Below are 16942 nucleotides of genomic sequence, written 5' to 3'. Positions count from 1 at the left end.
CAACACGGCCAGCCTCCTTGGGAGACAGCGACCAGCGCAGCGATGCCGCGGTGGGAGCCGCATCATTCGTAGCCGAAAGATCGGACCCGCGCGTCGTCGTCCGCCCAGCCCGAGCGCACCTTGACCCACAGCTCCAGATACACCTTGCAGTCCCAGAGCTTTTCCAGCTCCTGGCGCGCTTCGGTGCCAATGCGTTTGAGCTTCTCGCCCTTGTCGCCAATGACCATGCCCTTGTGGCCCTCGCGCTCGACCACGATGGTCGCGGCGATGCGCTTGAGTGCGCCCTCTTCCTCGAACTTGTCGATCACCACGGTGGAGGTGTAGGGCAACTCGTCCCCGGTGAGGCGGAAGAGCTTCTCGCGCACCATCTCGCTGGCCATGAAACGCTCGCTGCGGTCGGTCAGATCGTCCGGATCGTGCATCCAGGGCTGCAGGGGCAGGTATTTTTCGCAGATCGCGAACAGGCGCTGGATGTCCTTCGGGTGCTTGGCCGACATCGGCACAAACTCGGCAAACGGGTGGCGTTCCTGCATGGAACGCAGCCAGGGCGCGAGATCACCGCGGCGATGCACCAGGTCGAACTTGTTGGCCACCAGCATCACGGGCACATTGGCCGGCAACAGATCCAGCACCTTGGCGTCGGCCAGGTTGAAGTGACCCGCTTCGACCACGAACAGGATCAGATCCACATCGCTGACCGCGCCCAGCACCGTCTTGTTCAGCGCCCGATTGAGCGCATTGCCGTGCCGGGTCTGGAACCCCGGCGTGTCCACGAACACGAACTGGGTGAGCCCCAGGGTCCGCATGCCGGTGATGCGGTGGCGCGTGGTCTGCGCCTTGCGAGAGGTGATGCTGACTTTCTGGCCCACCAGTGCGTTGAGCAGGGTTGATTTGCCCACGTTGGGCTTGCCCACGATGGCGACAAAGCCACAGCGCTGGGTGGCGGGATCGATGGGCTCGGGTTCGCTGGCCTCGGGGGCCGCAGACGCGTCGGGATCGGTTTGCGCCAACCCAGGTGCATCGGCCCCCGACTTGCCCAGAGCCCGCGCCAGCATGGCGTCGAGCTCGGGATTGGCAGCGGGCGCGACGGGCTGGGAAGGGACGGGCGAGGGGGCGGGTTTTCGGGACATGGATTCGTGCGGACGGATCAACGCAAAGGTGAGGGAAAGAAACGGACGCGCAACGGCGTCAGGAACGGTTGCTCTGCGAACCGGCCATGAGGTGTTGCAACATGGCCGCAGCGGCAGCCTGCTCACCGGCACGGCGCGAAGCGCCAATGCCACGCTCGCTGCGCCCGGTTTCGGTCACGGTGCACTCCACATCAAAAGTCTGTTTGTGCGCCTCGCCCAGCGTGGCCACCACACGGTAAAGCGGCAACTTCATTTTGCGCGCCTGCAGCCACTCCTGCAATTCGGTTTTCGGGTCCTTGCCCATGGCGCTCATCTGGGCATTGAGCTCAATGCCGCTGTAGAGCCGGTGCACCAGCGCGGCGGCCACTTCAAAGCCAGCGTCGAGGTACACCGCGCCAATGATGGCTTCGAGCGCGTCGGCCAGGATCGACGGGCGCTTGTGCCCCCCCGAACGCTTTTCGCCATCCCCCAGCCGCAAACCGGTCGCCAATCCCAAACCGACGGCGATCTGGAACAGGGTGTCTTGTTTGACCAGATTCGCCCGCACGCGGGAAAGATCGCCTTCGGGCAGCTGGCTGAGCTTCTCGAACAGCAGGCCCGAGATGGCCAGATTGAGCACCGAGTCCCCCAGAAACTCCAACCGTTCGTTGTGGTCGGACGTGAAGCTGCGGTGGGTCAGCGCGCGCTCCAGCAGGCGCGGGTTGGAAAAATGGTGGTTCAGGCGTTGCTGCAGCGCCTGAAGCTCCGGATTCAAGGCCACTGGCAGCCTGTTGGTCGCCCCGCTTGCTGCACGACAATCACTTCGAACGGCCTTCGTACTTCATGACCAAATAGGCCGGCCCTGTCAGATGAATGTCGCGGTTGTAGGCGAAAGAAACCACGACCTGGCTACCCTCTTTGCTCACCACAAGGTCCTTGCCGGTGATCGACGTGATGTCGTCGATCTGGGCCGCCTTGTCGAAAATGGTACGCACTTCGGCCACGGTCTCGCCCTCAACAGACTTCTGCACCGCCTTCTGCACGGCGAGGAATTCGATGTAGGTCGGCACCACCTGGGCCAGGACCACGCCGGCGAAGGCCAGCAAAATACCGACCACAATCAGACCGAAAAAGGTCAAACCGCGTTGTTGTTGTTTCAGTTTCACGTGTGTCATCCTCCAGCAGAGCTTGATAAACGGGTCACTCGAACGAACCGATGCGTCCCAGATCACCGAAGTTCATCCAGACAAAAAAGGCTTTGCCCACGATGTTCGCTTCCGGCACGAACCCCCAGTACCGAGAGTCCTGCGAATTGTCCCGATTGTCACCCATCATGAAATAGTGGCCCTTGGGCACCTTGCACACCACACCTTCCACGGTGTAGTTGCAGTTTTCCCTGAAGGGGAAGTCCGTGGTGCCCTGCACAAAGGCCGGACGATCATCGTCGTTGAGGGTGTTGTACTGGCGCTCCCCCAGGGTTTCACGAAACTGGTGCGCGTAGCGCATGGCGTCGGAATCGAAGAACTCGGGTTCAACACTGCGCGGAACCGGCTTGCCGTTGACGGTCAGCTGCTTGTTGACATAGGCCACCTCGTCACCGGGCACCCCGATCACACGCTTGATGTAGTCCAGACTCGGCTGGGGCGGATAGCGGAACACCATCACGTCGCCGCGCTGCGGATCGTTGTTGGAAAACAGCTTGGTGTTGAAGACCGGCAGGCGCACACCGTAGTGAAACTTGTTGACCAGGATCAGGTCACCCACCCGCAGCGTGGGGATCATGGAACCGGATGGAATCTTGAACGGTTCGAACAGAAACGATCGCAACACGAACACGGCCAGGATCACGGGAAACAGACCCGCCGTCCAGTCCAGCCACCAGGGCTGCATCAGCAGTTTCTGGCGTGTCGGTTCGATGTCGGCGGCCTCGCCCTGATGGAAGCCCTGCTGATGCAAAGCCGCCGTGCGTGCATTGTGTTCGTCGAGCACCCGCTGCGCGGTGCGCTTGCGCTGGGGCAGAAACACCAGCTTCTCGGCAACCCAGTAGACGCCGGTGACCAGCGTGGCCAGCATCAACAACAGCGCAAAATTGCCTTCGACCATGCCCGTGTACCAGGCCCCTGTGTAGGCCGCGAAAGCCGTCAGGATCACCGCGGTGATCGCACTCATGGCGGCCTGCATCAGTCCTGCACCTGCAAAATAGCGAGAAAAGCCTCCTGGGGCACCTCGACCGAGCCGATCTGTTTCATGCGCTTCTTGCCTGCTTTCTGTTTTTCGAGGAGTTTGCGTTTGCGGGTGATGTCACCACCGTAGCATTTTGCCAGCACGTTCTTGCGCAGCGCCTTGATGGTCTCGCGCGCGATCACGTTGCCACCGATGGCCGCCTGGATCGCCACATCAAACATCTGCCGGCTGATGATCTCGCGCATCTTGGCCGCCACCGCGCGACCGCGGTACTGCGACTGACTCCGGTGCACGATGATGGACAAGGCGTCCACCTTCTCGCCGTTGAGCAGGATGTCGACTTTCACCACGTCCGAAGCCCGGTACTCCTTGAATTCGTAGTCCATGGACGCGTACCCACGGCTCACCGATTTGAGCTTGTCGAAGAAATCCAGCACGATCTCGCCCAGCGGCATATCGTAGGTCAGCATGACCTGCTTACCGTGGTAAGCCATGTTGAGCTGCATCCCGCGTTTCTGGTTGGCCAAGGTCATCACCGCGCCCACGTATTCCTGCGGCATGTAGAGGTGCACCGTCACGATGGGTTCGCGGATTTCCTCGATGCGCCCCTGGTCGGGCATCTTCGACGGGTTCTCGACCATGATGACCTCGCCATCGGGCTTGACCACCTGGTAGACCACGCTGGGCGCGGTGGTGATCAGGTCCTGATCAAACTCCCGCTCCAGCCGCTCCTGCACGATCTCCATGTGCAGCAGACCCAGAAAGCCGCAACGAAACCCAAAACCCAGTGCCTGCGAGACCTCGGGTTCGTACTGGAGCGAGGCATCGTTGAGCTTGAGCTTTTCGAGCGCGTCGCGCAGCGCGTCGTACTGATTGGCCTCGGTCGGGTACAAACCCGCAAACACCTGGGGCTGCACTTCCTTGAAGCCTGGCAGGGCCTCGGTGGCAGGCCCCGCGTTGTTGGGCAGCTTTTTCTCCAGCGTGATGGTGTCGCCCACCTTGGCCGCCTGCAGTTCCTTGATGCCCGCGATGATGTAGCCCACCTCGCCCGCTTCCAGCGATTCGCGCGGCTCGTTGGCCGGCGTGAACACACCCAGGCTGTCGGCGTTGTAGACCGTGTTGGTCGCCATCATCTTGAAGCGCTCGCCCTTGAGCAGGTGGCCATCGACCACGCGCACCAGCATCACCACGCCCACATAGGCGTCGTACCAGCTGTCCACGATCATGGCGCGCAACGGGGCATCCGGCTTGCCCTTGGGCGGGGGGATGCGCGCCACCACCGCTTCCAGGATGTCTTCCACGCCCATGCCGGTCTTGGCCGAGCACGGAATGGCATCGGTGGCATCGATGCCGATCACGTCCTCGATCTCCGCTTTCGCATTGTCCGGGTCCGCGTTGGGCAGGTCCATTTTGTTGAGCACCGGCACCACTTCCACACCAAGGTCGAGCGCGGTGTAGCAGTTGGCCACGGTCTGCGCTTCCACGCCCTGGCTGGCATCCACCACCAGGAGCGCACCTTCGCAGGCCGAGAGCGAGCGGCTCACTTCATACGAGAAGTCCACGTGCCCGGGCGTGTCGATCAGGTTCAGGTTGTAAACCTGTCCGTCGCGCGCCTTGTACTTGAGCGCCGCGGTCTGCGCCTTGATGGTGATGCCCCGCTCCTTCTCGATGTCCATGGAGTCCAGCACCTGCTCACTCATCTCGCGGTCGGACAGGCCACCGCAGAGGGAAATGATGCGGTCGGCCAGCGTGGACTTGCCATGATCGATGTGCGCGATGATCGAAAAATTGCGGATGTGATTCATCAAGAAGACAGCTCAAACACGGAGAAAGCCGCCCGTGCACACGGCAGCGGGCGACCATAAAAAAGGGCGCGTCAGCTGTTGACGCGCCCGTAACCAACAATCAATGGCAACTGCGATAGTTGGGGTTTCATTGTAGGCAAAAAGCCTGGAAAGCAAACCGCCAAACGCCGCGAAACCGATTGTTGCAACGCAGCAACGTCAAACTTATCCACAGCTTTGTCACAGGAAAATTGCACAACGTGTGAGGCAGCTGTGGACGACCTAGGGACATCCTGTGCGGTTCCCACATCGTGAAGCGATGGGGTTCGACGGCACGGGAATCCATCCCGAACAGGTCCGATTTTATCGAATTCGGTCAACAGAAACACGATATTTGTCAGTAATCACTAACATTTCAACACGTTCCACCGTCTGGCGGGCCGAAAGATCGTGTGTGGCGAATCGACCACCGGAGCCTCAAGCCCCCAAATCCCAGTAGGGACAGGGGGTTATTTGACACTGCTGGGGTGGTTTCGAGGATGTGCGGGGTTCAGCGCTGCGGGCGGATCACAGCGTACTGCGCCCACTCACCGCGCCGGAACAGCACATTGACCGGACGGGATTTGTCGAGCCGAGCCACCGCCGCTTCAAGCTCTTTTGCACTGGCGACTTCGGTGTTGGCGATGGCCACAATCACGTCCCCCTCACGCAGGCCCGCCTTCGCAGCGGGCCCCTCCGCAGCCTCGACGCGCACCCCGCCCTTGACGTTCAGCTCCTTCTTTTGCGCAGGGGTGAGTTCGGCCAAGGTCAGGCCCAGCGATTGCGCGGCCCCCAGAACAGGAGGCTTGGGTGCGTCAGGCGCAGCGGCACGGCGCTGTGGCTGGTCGGGTTCAAGCTCGGCCACCGTGATGGCGAGTTCGCGCTGGGCGCCCCGGCGGAACACGGTCATGCTGCTCTTGTTGCCGGGCTTGGTGTTGCCCACCAGGCGCGGCAGGTCGACCGACTTGTCGATCTCCTTGCCGTCGAATTTCAGCACGATGTCACCCGGCTCAACGCCGGCCTTGGCCGCGGGCGAATTGGGCTCCACGCCGCGCACCAGCGCGCCACGGGGCTGTCCCAGGCCGATGGACTCGGCCACCTCTTTGCTCACTTGGTCGATCTGCACGCCAATGCGCCCTCGCGTCACCCGGCCGCTGGTGCGAAGCTGGTCAGACACCCGCACCGCCTCGTCGATGGGAATGGCAAACGAAATGCCCTGAAAACCACCCGAGCGTGAATAGATCTGGCTGTTGATGCCGACCACCTCGCCACGCATGTTGATCAATGGCCCCCCGGAATTGCCGGGGTTGATTGCCACGTCGGTCTGAATGAAAGGAAGGAAATCACCGGTGTCGCGCTTCTTCGCACTGACGATGCCCGCGGTGACTGTGTTTTCAAGACCAAACGGCGATCCAATGGCCATCACCCACTCACCCACGCGCAGGCGGTTGATGTCGCCGATCTTCACCGCGTTCAGCCCCGTGGCTTCGATCTTGACCACCGCCACGTCGGTGCGTTTGTCGGCTCCGACCAGCTTGGCCTTGAACTCACGCTTGTCTGTCAAGGTGACGATCAGCTCGTCGGCACCATCGACCACATGCGCATTGGTCATGATCAGCCCGTCCGAACTCAGGATGAAGCCCGAGCCCACGCCGCGCGGCTGCACCTCGTCGGACGGCCCCCGCTCCTGACGGGGTCCGCGTGGCGTCATGCCTGGGGGGATGGGAATGCCAAAACGCTTGAAAAACTCCAGCATCTGCTCGTCGGCGCTCGAACCCGTGTCCGCGCTGGCGCGCTCCAGCGTGCGGATGTTGACCACCGACGGCCCCACCAGGTCCACCAGATCGGTGAAGTCGGGCAAGCCCCGCACGCTGGGTGCGACCGACGGGAGCGTCTGCGCCGAGACGGACTGGGGCGACAACAGGGTTGCCGAACCTCCAGCAACGAATGCGGCGGTGGCCAGGAAGGCCAACACAGGCGTGCGGGCCAACATCGGAAGCGTCATGGTGATCCTCTACACAAAGGCGGATAGACAACAAAGTCTGTCGAAGTGAATCGCGGCAGAACCCGGTTAGGGCGAGTCCGGCTTTACCGCGTTCGCTCCAGAGACCGGGCGAAAAGACGAAGTGTCGCGGGCGGAACCTCTCCCAGCGCCGTGAGCCAGTGGTCGCCGATGCGGCGTGTGACCGAATGCGTGGCCCCGGAAACGGACGATTTCTCCTGGCCATGACGCTGCGCGTCGAAAGCCTCGACAAACAACGAGACCGAAGCCAAGCCGTCGGAGAACACCCACTGCATCGGTGCAGCATTTTCACCCTGCGCTTCGCCCCCGTCCCGGATGTAGCAACTCATGGAAAGGAAACCGGGCACCGGTTCCTTGAGGCGCCACCCCTCGGCTTCGGGAGTCGTCTTCTTGAGCACCGGCGCGTGCACATCGTAGCCCCGGGTGTCGTTCATCAGGCGGTTGAGTTTGTCCATGCGCACGGGCGCATCCAACTGGAGTTCGGAAAACGCCACCTGTTCCAGCACGGCACCCTGCTCGCCCAGCGTCTGCAGCCTCACCACCAGGCCCGTCTTTTTCTCGGACCAGATGCGGTAGCCAAACCGCAGATGGTCCTTGGGCACGATTTCCACCACATCCGCCAAATGCCCCGCCACACGCTCGACACCGGTCTCACGCACACCATAGTGCTCAGGGATCGCGTTGCTCGGCGTGCGCAACAGTTCTGGAAACAAGCCCAGCGATTCGCGTTTTTCCACCCAGGCGGTCCTGGATTCGGGCACAAAGGTGATGACGTCGTTGTTGCGGCGAATGGTGGTACGGGGAGCGCCGGTCAGCGTCTCAACGCGTTCCATCTGCTGAGCACCGTCGCACACATGCCAGATGCGGGACACCGACATGACCGATCCCGCCGACACCACGAGCGTGCCCATGTAGGCACGCTGGCGCGACGCTTCATGCATGCGGGTGAGCCATTCGTTGATATTGCGTGTCGCCGTGGCCGCCTGGGGCGTGGTCTGCGCCTGCAAGGGCGTCAAGAACCCCGAAGCCAATGCGACGAGGGCCGCGGCACTCCAGCGCCGCCAATCCATGGGTGAGCACGAGCTCGAGGCAAAGATCATGGTGATTCAGCGTCCCGGCTCGTCGTAAGTGGCGTTGCGCAGGAATCCTGCGGGCATTTGCAGGGCCGACATGCCGCCGTTCTGCCGGTGCTCGGCCATCAGTGCCTCCAATTGGGCATCGCGGATCACCGGACCCTGTGTCGTGTTCACGACCACGGCCGCACCGCTCGCAGGCGTGGTTGCTGCCACGGCTTGGGTGGACGGTGCGATCTCGCGGGAAGACTCGGGTGCTGTCAACGCCAGCTGGGCCCCGTCGCTGCCGCCACCTCCCGCACCCGCGGCTGCGTTTCCCAGGACCGTCCAGCTCACGGCCATGACCGCCGCCAACGAAGCAAACCCTGCCACCAGCTTCCAGCGAAAGACGGCATCGTTGGCCGCCGACACCTGCGGATGGCCCGTGGGCGAAATCCGGGCGAGGTGTTTGGACACCGTGGATAACTCCGTTCTCTGCGCTCCGGTTTCGGTCTGCAGCTTCGCGTGGATGCCCGCCAGAAAAGCCTGCGGGGCCTGACTGGAGACGGCCATCCCGGAAGATCGCAGCACGTCGCCAATCACCTGGTAGGCGTGCCAGCTCGCGCGAACATCGCTCTGCTCAGCGAATCCCGCCAGCACCCGGTCGAGCTCGGCCTCGCCGATCTCGCCGTCAACCAGTGCCGACAGGCCACACTCGTCGACATCCAGCGCCTGCGGCTGGCTCGGCGCCTCCACAGCCCGTACCGACGATGCGGGCGACTTCGGGACTTCTCTTGCGGCATTCATTGTTGACTTCCTGACTTCTGGAACTGCGGGTCGTGACATCCATGCAATCGGCCAAGGCGCTACCAGCGTTTGCCCGTCTGGCGCTCCAGCATCGGCTTGATGCGATTCGAAATCGCCTCTCGCGCCCGGAAAATCCGCGAGCGCACCGTGCCAATGGGGCAATCAAGCGCCTGGGCAATCTCTTCATAGCTCAGACCCTCGATTTCCCGCAGGGTGATCGCCATGCGCAATTCCTCGGGCAACGCATCCATGGCGGCATTGACCGCCTGCGCGATCTCCTTGCTGGCCAGCACCGCTTCGGGCGTCTCGGTATCGGCCACACTGGAATTTAGTTCGCGTTCCGACGAGGAAGTTTCATCGTCTTCGGCCGATTTCATCTGCGACTGGAAAACCAGCGGATCGCGCTTGAGTTCCATGAGCTGCTTCTTGGCCGTGTTGACCGCGATCCGGTAAAGCCAGGTGTAGAACTGAGCATCCCCCCGGAACTGGGCCAGGGCACGGTACGCCCGGATGAAGGTCTCCTGAGCGATGTCCTGCACCAGATCGGTGTCGCGCACCATGCGACCGATCAGCCGCTCTACCCGGCGCTGGTACTTGATGACCAGCATGTCGAACGCTCGCTGCTCGCCGGCCAAGGTGCGCTGCACAAGCATGACATCGCTGTCGGGCGGCGGCGGAGCGGTGTGGTCTTCGAGAGTCATGCGCGCGGAAATATAACCCAATCGTCTGCAGAGCCCCACCCTGCGACACGCCGCATCACGACTGAGCCGCCATCAGCGCCCGACGAAAATCCCCCCAGCGAGGCGGATCGCTCGCACGCTCCACCCACACCCAACTGCCGGCTGCATCGGGATTGCGAAGCCGCAGCAGCACACGGTCCTGCAAGTCCAGCGCCAGCTCCAGCCGCCGCAGAGGCGCTCCTTCGCGATAGGCGTCGCTGCGCCAGCGCCAGAGCCCCTTGCATGGAGGCTCCTCGTCCAGGCTGGCCTGCGCGTCCCAATGCAGATGCCCGACTGGTGAGCGCTGCCAGCTGCGCCAGGCGAGTCCCACCCAACCCACCCACAACCCCAGCCCCGTCAGCGCCGTCCACTGGCGACCGCTCATCCCTGACGCAGGTGGCGCCTCGACCCCGTACCACCACGCGACCAATACCAACAGACCCAGAATGCCCAGCAGCACAAGCAACAGGCCATGAAAAAGACAACGCCCCACCGGATAGACCACCGATGGGGCGTTGCGCATGGCTTGGAGAAAGATGTGCCAGAACGGATCAGACGCGGCGGAAAACCAGGGTCCCGTTGGTGCCACCAAATCCGAAGTTGTTCTTCACGGCCACATCAATCTTCATGTCACGCGCCGTATTGGCGCAGTAATCCAGGTCGCACTCGGGATCCTGGTTGAAGATGTTGATGGTCGGAGGACTCTTTTGGTGGTGCACGGCGAGCACGCTGAACACACTCTCGATCCCCCCCGCCCCACCCAACAGGTGACCGGTCATGGACTTGGTCGAGTTGATCACCGTCTTTTTGGCATGCTCGCCAAGCGCGGCCTTGATCGCCTTCGTCTCGTTCACGTCGCCCAGCGGAGTGGAGGTACCGTGCGCATTCAGATAATCCACCTGATCGGCGTTGATCCCGGCGTTGCGCAATGCATTGACCATGGCGCGGCGCGGACCGTCCATGCTCGGCGCCGTCATGTGACCCGCGTCAGCACTCATGCCGTAACCAATCACTTCGGCATAGATCTTTGCGCCCCGGGCTTTGGCGTGCTCATATTCTTCAAGCACCATCACACCAGCGCCTTCACCCAGCACAAACCCATCACGGTCCTTGTCCCAGGGACGAGACGCCGTTTTCGGATCGTCGTTGCGGGTGGACAAAGCACGCATGGCAGCGAAACCACCCACCCCAAGCGGTGAAACCGTCGCCTCAGATCCACCAGCCACGATCACGTCGGCGTCGCCGTACTCGATCTTGCGAGCCGCCTCGCCAATGCAATGCAGACCGGTGGTGCAAGCCGTCACCACAGCGAGATTCGGCCCCTTGAAACCGAACCGCATCGACACATGTCCAGCGATCATGTTGATGATGGACGCCGGCACGAAAAACGGGGAAATCCGGCGCGCACCGCGATTCGCATACTCGGCATGGGTCGCCTCGATCATTGGCAAACCACCAATGCCCGAGCCGATGATGCAACCGATGCGGTTGGCAAATTCCTCGTCCAGTGCATCGCCCACGGGCAAACCCGCATCTTCCACCGCCTGCTGGGCCGCGGCGATGCCGAAATGGATGAAGGTGTCCATCGCGCGCGCATCCTTGGCGCTGATGTAGGACTCCAGATCGAAGTTCTTGACCTCGCCCGCGATCTTGCAGGCGAAGCTTGATGCATCAAACTTTGTGATGAGGTCGATGCCGGATTTTCCGGCGAGAAGATTGGCCCAGGCGTCAGCCACTGTGTTACCCACAGGACTGATGCAACCCAGACCGGTCACGACAACGCGACGTCGGATCATTGACTACCCCCACGCCTTTCACGGCGTGCAATGCATTGCCCCCCCAGGGAGCTGAAACCCCTTGGGGCGACCTTGCGGTGGCTCATGGATGGCTCAGGCCTTCTGGTGGGCCATCGCGTAATCGATGGCGTTCTGCACGGTGGTGATCTTTTCCGCGTCTTCGTCCGGAATCTCGATACCGAATTCGTCCTCAAGTGCCATCACCAACTCCACCGTGTCCAGCGAGTCGGCACCGAGATCCGCAACGAAAGCTTTTTCGTTGGTGACCTGACCTTCTTCGACACCGAGTTGTTCGGCAATGATTTTCTTCACACGTGCTTCGATATCGCTCATAAGTCCCTCTGAGGGTGGTTGAAATACAGACCGTCATTTTAGCCGGGCTAGGGAGGCATCCCTAGGTGGCCCGCCGGACGGCTTTCGCGGCGTTTCAGATCTATGGGGCTGCGGCCAGACCGGAATCAGGACATGAACATGCCGCCATTGACGTGCAATTCCTGCCCGGTCACATACGCGGCCTGCGGGCTGGCCAGATACGCCACCGCGTGCGCGATGTCGGCGGGCTTGCCCAGATGACCCAGCGGTATCTGGCCCAGCAGCGCCTTTTGCTGCTCCTCGGGCAGCGCAGCGGTCATGTCGGTTTCGATGAAACCAGGCGCCACACAGTTGACCGTGATGTTGCGACTGCCAAGCTCGCGCGCCAGAGCACGCGTCATGCCCGCAACGCCGGCCTTGGCCGCGGCGTAGTTGGCCTGCCCTGGATTGCCCGACGCACCAACGACACTGGTGATGCTGATGATGCGGCCGTAACGCTGCTTCATCATCGGGCGGATCACGGTACGGCTCATGCGAAACACGGCCTTGAGGTTGGTGTCGAGCACCGCATCCCAGTCGTCGTCCTTCAGACGCATGGCCAGCATGTCACGAGTGATGCCGGCATTGTTCACCAGCACCTGAACGCCGCCATGGGCCTTGACGATCTCATCGACCAGCGCCTCGCCAGCGGCGGCATTGTTCACATCCAGTGTCGCACCCCGGCACCCCGCCGCCGAGCCGGCCACGCCGGACAGCGCCGCGGTGATCTTGGCCGCCCCCTGGTCGCTGGTGGCGGTCCCGATCACGATCAGACCACGCGCAGCGAGCTCATGGGCAATCGCCGCACCGATACCGCGCGAAGCACCTGTCACCAGGGCCACCTGGCCCGCAAAGTTCACTTCAGACATGGTTTCGCTCCGTGGTTCAGGCCAAAAGGGTTCGCACATCGGCCAGCGTGGCCGGATCGTAGAGAGAGACACCGCTCAACTCGGCGTCGATGCGCTTGACCATACCGGCCAACACCTTGCCCGGCCCGCACTCCACCAGAGTCGTGATGCCTTGATCCTTGATGGCGCGCACGCACTCCACCCAACGCACCGGGCCAAAGGCCTGGCGATACAAGGCGTCGCGAATCGCTTCGACGTCGGTCACCACCGACACATCGATGTTGTTGATCACCGGTATCTGCGGTGCAGCCATCGACGTGGCGGCGAGCTTTTCTCGCAACTTCTCTGCCGCCGGCTTCATCAGACTGGAATGGAACGGAGCCGAAACCGGCAACAGCAAGGCACGCTTGGCACCGTGGGCCTTGAGCACCTCGCAGGCTTTGTCGACCGCTGCCTTACTGCCTGCGATCACGGTTTGCGCCGGATCGTTGAAATTGACCGCCTCGACCACTTCGACACTGCCCGCACCGAACGTCGCCTGAGCCTCGGCACAACCGGTGATGACTTTTGCGGAATCCAACCCCAGGATGGCGGCCATGGCTCCCGTGCCGACCGGCACGGCTTCCTGCATGGCTGCGGCGCGAAACCGCACCAGCGGCGCAGCCTGCGCCAGCGTCAGCACACCGGAGGCCACCAGCGCCGAGTACTCACCCAGCGAATGCCCCGCCATCACAGAAGGCAATGCCCCGCCCTCGGCACGCCAGACGCGCCATGCCGCCACACCCGCCACCAGCATCACCGGCTGGGTATTGGTGGTCAGGGCCAGCGCGTCCTTCGGCCCTTCCTTGATCAAACGGGCGACATCTTCACCCAAGGCATCGGACGCCTCCCGCAACGTCTCCAGCACCGCCGGATGTTCGCCCCAAGCGTCCATCATGCCAACGGACTGCGAACCCTGACCCGGAAAAACAAAAGCAAACTTCTTCATGGAATATGGAATCACTCGTTGGCAAAAATGGTCGTGGCTCAAAGGTCCAGCAAGACCGCACCCCAGGTGAACCCGCCGCCCACGCCCTCGAGCAGGAGGGTGTCGCCCTTTTTCACCTGTCCGCCGCGCACCGCGTGGTCCAACGCCAGCGGAATGGAGGCCGCCGAGGTGTTGCCATGCTCGTCAACCGTGACCACCACCTTGTCCATCGACAACTTCAGTTTTCTCGCCGTGCTCTGCATGATGCGGATGTTGGCTTGGTGGGGAACCAGCCAGTCGATATCGGCAGCGGTCTTGCCGGCTTTGTCTAGAACCGCGCGAGCGGTGTCTTCAAGCACGCCAACAGCCAGCTTGAAAACCGCCTGACCATCCATCTTGAGCAAAGGGTCGCCGAGCACACTGCCACCCGACACATGACCCGGGACGCACAGAATGCCGGTGTGTTTGCCATCGGCATGGATGTCGGTGGACAGGATGCCCGGCGTCTCGCTGGCTTCCAGCACCACCGCCCCGGCACCATCACCAAACAGCACGCATGTGGTGCGGTCGTTGAAATCCAGAATGCGGCTGAACACCTCGGCGCCCACAACCAGCGCTTTGTGGGCGCTCCCGGTCCGGATCAAGGCATCCGCAACCGTCAGGGCATAGATGAAACCGCTGCACACCGCCTGCACGTCAAACACCGGGCAACCGGCAATGCCCAGCTTGTGCTGCAAGATGGCCGCCGTGGACGGGAACACCATGTCAGGCGTGGACGTCGCCACGATGATCAGGTCAATATCCCCGGAGGCAACACCAGCCGCTGACATGGCCCGACGGCACGCGTCGGCTGCGAGATCGCTGGCAAAGACACCTTCGGCAGCAAAATGGCGCGCCCGGATGCCGGTGCGCTCCACGATCCATTGGTCGCTGGTCTCGACCCCGCGCCGTGCCAACAACTCAACCATATCGGCATTGCTCAGGCGCTGTGGTGGCAGGCTGCTGCCGGTGCCGGTGATGCGGGCGAAGCGTGTCATGCAGAAGTGAGGACTGTATTAGAGGGTGGAAATGCTTTTGAACTCGCCGGACGCCGACCCCGCCGCGATCAGAGGGGCAGCATGGGCGATGCGCTCGCGCACGTTGTCGAGCAAATTGTTGTGGGCCGCATCATAAGCCCGGCACAGAGCCTGCTCAAACGCGAAGGCGTCGGCCGAGCCATGGCTCTTGAACACCAACCCCCGCAACCCCAACAGGGCAGCCCCGTTGTAGCGGCGATAGTCAGCACGTTTTTTAAAGGCTGATAACACCGGATAAGCACAGATAGCCGCCAATTTCGTCAACCAGCTGCGAGAGAACTCGTCTTTGATGAAGCCTGCGAGCATGGTGGCCACGCCTTCGCTGGCCTTGAGAGCCACGTTGCCAACAAAACCGTCGCACACCACGATATCGGTCGTGCCCTTGAAGATATCGTTTCCCTCGACATTTCCAAAGAAGTTCAAATCACCCATGCTGGCCGCATTACGCAGCAGAACGCCGGTCTTTTTGATGATTTCACTGCCTTTGATGATTTCTCCGCCCACATTGAGCAGCCCCACGGTGGGCTCCGGCCGCCCGGTAATCGCCACCACCAGGGCCGAGCCCATCACCGCGAACTGCAACAGGTGCTCAGGGGTGCAGTCAACGTTGGCGCCGAGATCGAGCACGGTGGTGGCCCCGCCACGGGCATTGGGCAACTGGGAGGCAATGGCCGGGCGATCAATGCCATCCAATGTCTTGAGCACATAACGGGCGATCGCCATGAGCGCCCCCGTATTGCCGGCCGACACGACCGCCTGAGCCGCACCATCCTTCACCTGCTGGATCGCCACCCGCATGGAAGAGTCTTTTTTGCGGCGCAGCGCCACCTCCACCGGATCGTCCATGGCCACCACCTCGCTGGCGGCAATCACGCGACAGCGCGCATCACCCAACACCTGCGGCCACGGTGCAAAGTCGTCGGGCTTTCCCACCAACAGCAACCGTGCCTGCGGATGACTCGCCAAAAAAGCTGCACAGGCTGGCAGGGTGGCCGCCGGACCAACATCCCCACCCATGCAATCCACAGCAACGGTGATCATGACAACATCCTGGTGGTGGCACTCACGGCACCACAACAATGAAAAAAGCCCGCATGGAGCATGCGGGCCTGCGCCTGGATAGGCTTCCAACCCCCGATCGCGACACCGCGGCGAGGGCTGGAGCAGCCCGTCACATCAGGCTTCGGACTTGTTCTTCAGCACCTGGCGGCCACGGTAAAACCCGTTGGGGCTGATGTGGTGGCGCAGATGAACTTCACCGGTGGTGGGTTCCACGGCAATGCCGGGCACGTTCAGCGCATTGTGCGAACGGTGCATGCCACGCTTGGAAGGGGATTTTTTGTTTTGCTGAACGGCCATGGTGGGCTCCTGAAATCGGTTGGGGTCAAACGGGGTGGCAAATGGGGTGGCCAACATGCCAAAACACCCAATCAACCAGCTGAGACAGCTATCGTGCGCCTGACCCGAGTACACAAACGTACAAATGGATGTGAGCGCAAAGCCAAGCATTATAGCCCGAAGGCGGCCAGGGGTCAAAGGCCCTTGATCTTGGCGCGGCTTCCGGTCGAGGCGGCGACACCCCGGGTGCACATCACTTTTTCAGCCGAGCCAGCTCGGCAAAGGGATTTTTCCGCTCCGGCTCCTCATCGGTCGCAGCAACCGCCGGGTCCGCCACTTGCATGACCACAGGCACCGGACAGGTTTCGTGCATGGGCACCAAGGGCAGCTCCATCAGCAATTCGTCTTCCAGCAGCTCGTACAGACTCGGGCGAGGCTCCAGGGCAAGCACGTCTTCATCGCAATCGTCGTCTTCGGCACTGGCGGTGGCTTCATCCACCACAAAACGAAACCAGCGGTCAACGGTCAATGGCACATCCACGGGTCCCAGGCAACGTTGACAGGTTAGCGACACCGCTGCATCGGCTTGCAGATGCAGCCAGACAGCCGGCGCACCACCCGTGGCATGGGGGCGAAGCTCACCTTGCGCCCGCCACCGAACCCGCTGGGCCGGCACCTGATCTGCCATTCCATGTTGCTCGTCACTCAGGCGCTCGAACCGGGTCAGCGGATCATCGATCTGGAGATGGGCGCCCGCCTGGGCAAAGGCACGCACGTCCAGCCGATCGGCATTCCATGCCATTTTGGGATTCGCTTTCATCCCGGCAGTGTAAAAGAATGCAGGGAGAA

18 protein-coding genes are annotated in these 16942 nt (G+C 62.2%); all 18 read right to left on the bottom strand.

The annotated features are described in order from the left end of the window. Positions 1–62: 62 nt before the first annotated feature. The 18 genes from era to AC07YZ_RS05800 all read right to left on the bottom strand — a co-directional run bounded on the left by era (position 63) and on the right by AC07YZ_RS05800 (position 16913). A complete protein-coding gene (era, locus tag AC07YZ_RS05885) occupies positions 63–1130 on the bottom strand; it encodes a GTPase Era (protein ID WP_494794079.1) in 1068 nt (355 codons plus the stop codon). 58 nt (positions 1131–1188) lie between these two features. Then, on the bottom strand, positions 1189–1884 hold the full coding sequence (rnc, locus tag AC07YZ_RS05880) for a ribonuclease III (protein ID WP_494794078.1): 696 nt from the start codon (positions 1882–1884) through the stop codon (positions 1189–1191). A gap of 43 nt (positions 1885–1927) precedes the next feature. Beyond that, the gene (locus tag AC07YZ_RS05875) at positions 1928–2284 is read right to left on the bottom strand and encodes a DUF4845 domain-containing protein (RefSeq protein ID WP_494794077.1); all 357 of its coding nucleotides are present in this window, start codon (positions 2282–2284) and stop codon (positions 1928–1930) included. 25 nt (positions 2285–2309) lie between these two features. Then, the gene (gene lepB / locus AC07YZ_RS05870) at positions 2310–3278 is read right to left on the bottom strand and encodes a signal peptidase I (RefSeq protein ID WP_226494078.1); all 969 of its coding nucleotides are present in this window, start codon (positions 3276–3278) and stop codon (positions 2310–2312) included. Positions 3279–3289: 11 nt separating this feature from the next. Continuing rightward, positions 3290–5098: a translation elongation factor 4 gene (lepA, locus tag AC07YZ_RS05865; RefSeq protein ID WP_494794076.1), complete on the bottom strand. Its 1809-nt coding sequence runs from the start codon at positions 5096–5098 to the stop codon at positions 3290–3292. A 529-nt stretch (positions 5099–5627) separates the two neighbouring features. Then, a complete protein-coding gene (locus AC07YZ_RS05860) occupies positions 5628–7121 on the bottom strand; it encodes a DegQ family serine endoprotease (protein WP_226494080.1) in 1494 nt (497 codons plus the stop codon). 83 nt (positions 7122–7204) lie between these two features. Beyond that, the gene (locus AC07YZ_RS05855) at positions 7205–8239 is read right to left on the bottom strand and encodes a MucB/RseB C-terminal domain-containing protein (protein WP_226494081.1); all 1035 of its coding nucleotides are present in this window, start codon (positions 8237–8239) and stop codon (positions 7205–7207) included. Positions 8240–8245: 6 nt separating this feature from the next. Beyond that, entirely contained in the window at positions 8246–8998 is a 753-nt protein-coding gene (locus tag AC07YZ_RS05850; protein WP_226494082.1) for a sigma-E factor negative regulatory protein, read from the bottom strand. Between the two features lie 59 nt (positions 8999–9057). Beyond that, the gene (gene rpoE, locus AC07YZ_RS05845) at positions 9058–9699 is read right to left on the bottom strand and encodes an RNA polymerase sigma factor RpoE (RefSeq protein ID WP_226494083.1); all 642 of its coding nucleotides are present in this window, start codon (positions 9697–9699) and stop codon (positions 9058–9060) included. Positions 9700–9754: 55 nt separating this feature from the next. Continuing rightward, complete coding sequence (locus AC07YZ_RS05840) at positions 9755–10240, bottom strand: hypothetical protein (protein WP_226494084.1); 486 nt, start codon at positions 10238–10240, stop codon at positions 9755–9757. Between the two features lie 28 nt (positions 10241–10268). Continuing rightward, positions 10269–11513, bottom strand: coding sequence for a beta-ketoacyl-ACP synthase II (gene fabF, locus AC07YZ_RS05835; RefSeq protein ID WP_226494085.1), 1245 nt, complete (start codon positions 11511–11513; stop codon positions 10269–10271). A gap of 93 nt (positions 11514–11606) precedes the next feature. After that, entirely contained in the window at positions 11607–11846 is a 240-nt protein-coding gene (acpP, locus tag AC07YZ_RS05830) for an acyl carrier protein (protein ID WP_068173947.1), read from the bottom strand. Between the two features lie 125 nt (positions 11847–11971). After that, on the bottom strand, positions 11972–12733 hold the full coding sequence (fabG, locus tag AC07YZ_RS05825) for a 3-oxoacyl-ACP reductase FabG (protein ID WP_226494086.1): 762 nt from the start codon (positions 12731–12733) through the stop codon (positions 11972–11974). A gap of 16 nt (positions 12734–12749) precedes the next feature. Beyond that, positions 12750–13700: an ACP S-malonyltransferase gene (gene fabD / locus AC07YZ_RS05820; protein ID WP_494794075.1), complete on the bottom strand. Its 951-nt coding sequence runs from the start codon at positions 13698–13700 to the stop codon at positions 12750–12752. Positions 13701–13738: 38 nt separating this feature from the next. After that, a complete protein-coding gene (locus AC07YZ_RS05815; RefSeq protein WP_226494088.1) occupies positions 13739–14716 on the bottom strand; it encodes a beta-ketoacyl-ACP synthase III in 978 nt (325 codons plus the stop codon). An 18-nt stretch (positions 14717–14734) separates the two neighbouring features. Next, positions 14735–15796: a phosphate acyltransferase PlsX gene (gene plsX / locus AC07YZ_RS05810; protein WP_226494089.1), complete on the bottom strand. Its 1062-nt coding sequence runs from the start codon at positions 15794–15796 to the stop codon at positions 14735–14737. A 135-nt stretch (positions 15797–15931) separates the two neighbouring features. Then, on the bottom strand, positions 15932–16114 hold the full coding sequence (gene rpmF, locus AC07YZ_RS05805; RefSeq protein WP_066086119.1) for a 50S ribosomal protein L32: 183 nt from the start codon (positions 16112–16114) through the stop codon (positions 15932–15934). A gap of 232 nt (positions 16115–16346) precedes the next feature. Next, positions 16347–16913 carry a YceD family protein gene (locus AC07YZ_RS05800; protein ID WP_226494090.1) on the bottom strand — a complete coding sequence of 189 codons (567 nt, stop codon included), beginning with the start codon at positions 16911–16913 and terminating at the stop codon, positions 16347–16349. Positions 16914–16942 lie beyond the last annotated feature (29 nt).

This window comes from Hydrogenophaga sp. GW101-3F08, from assembly GCF_059424585.1.
Note: the sequence above shows the minus strand (reverse complement) of the source record. Positions and strands in the feature narration are given on the sequence as shown.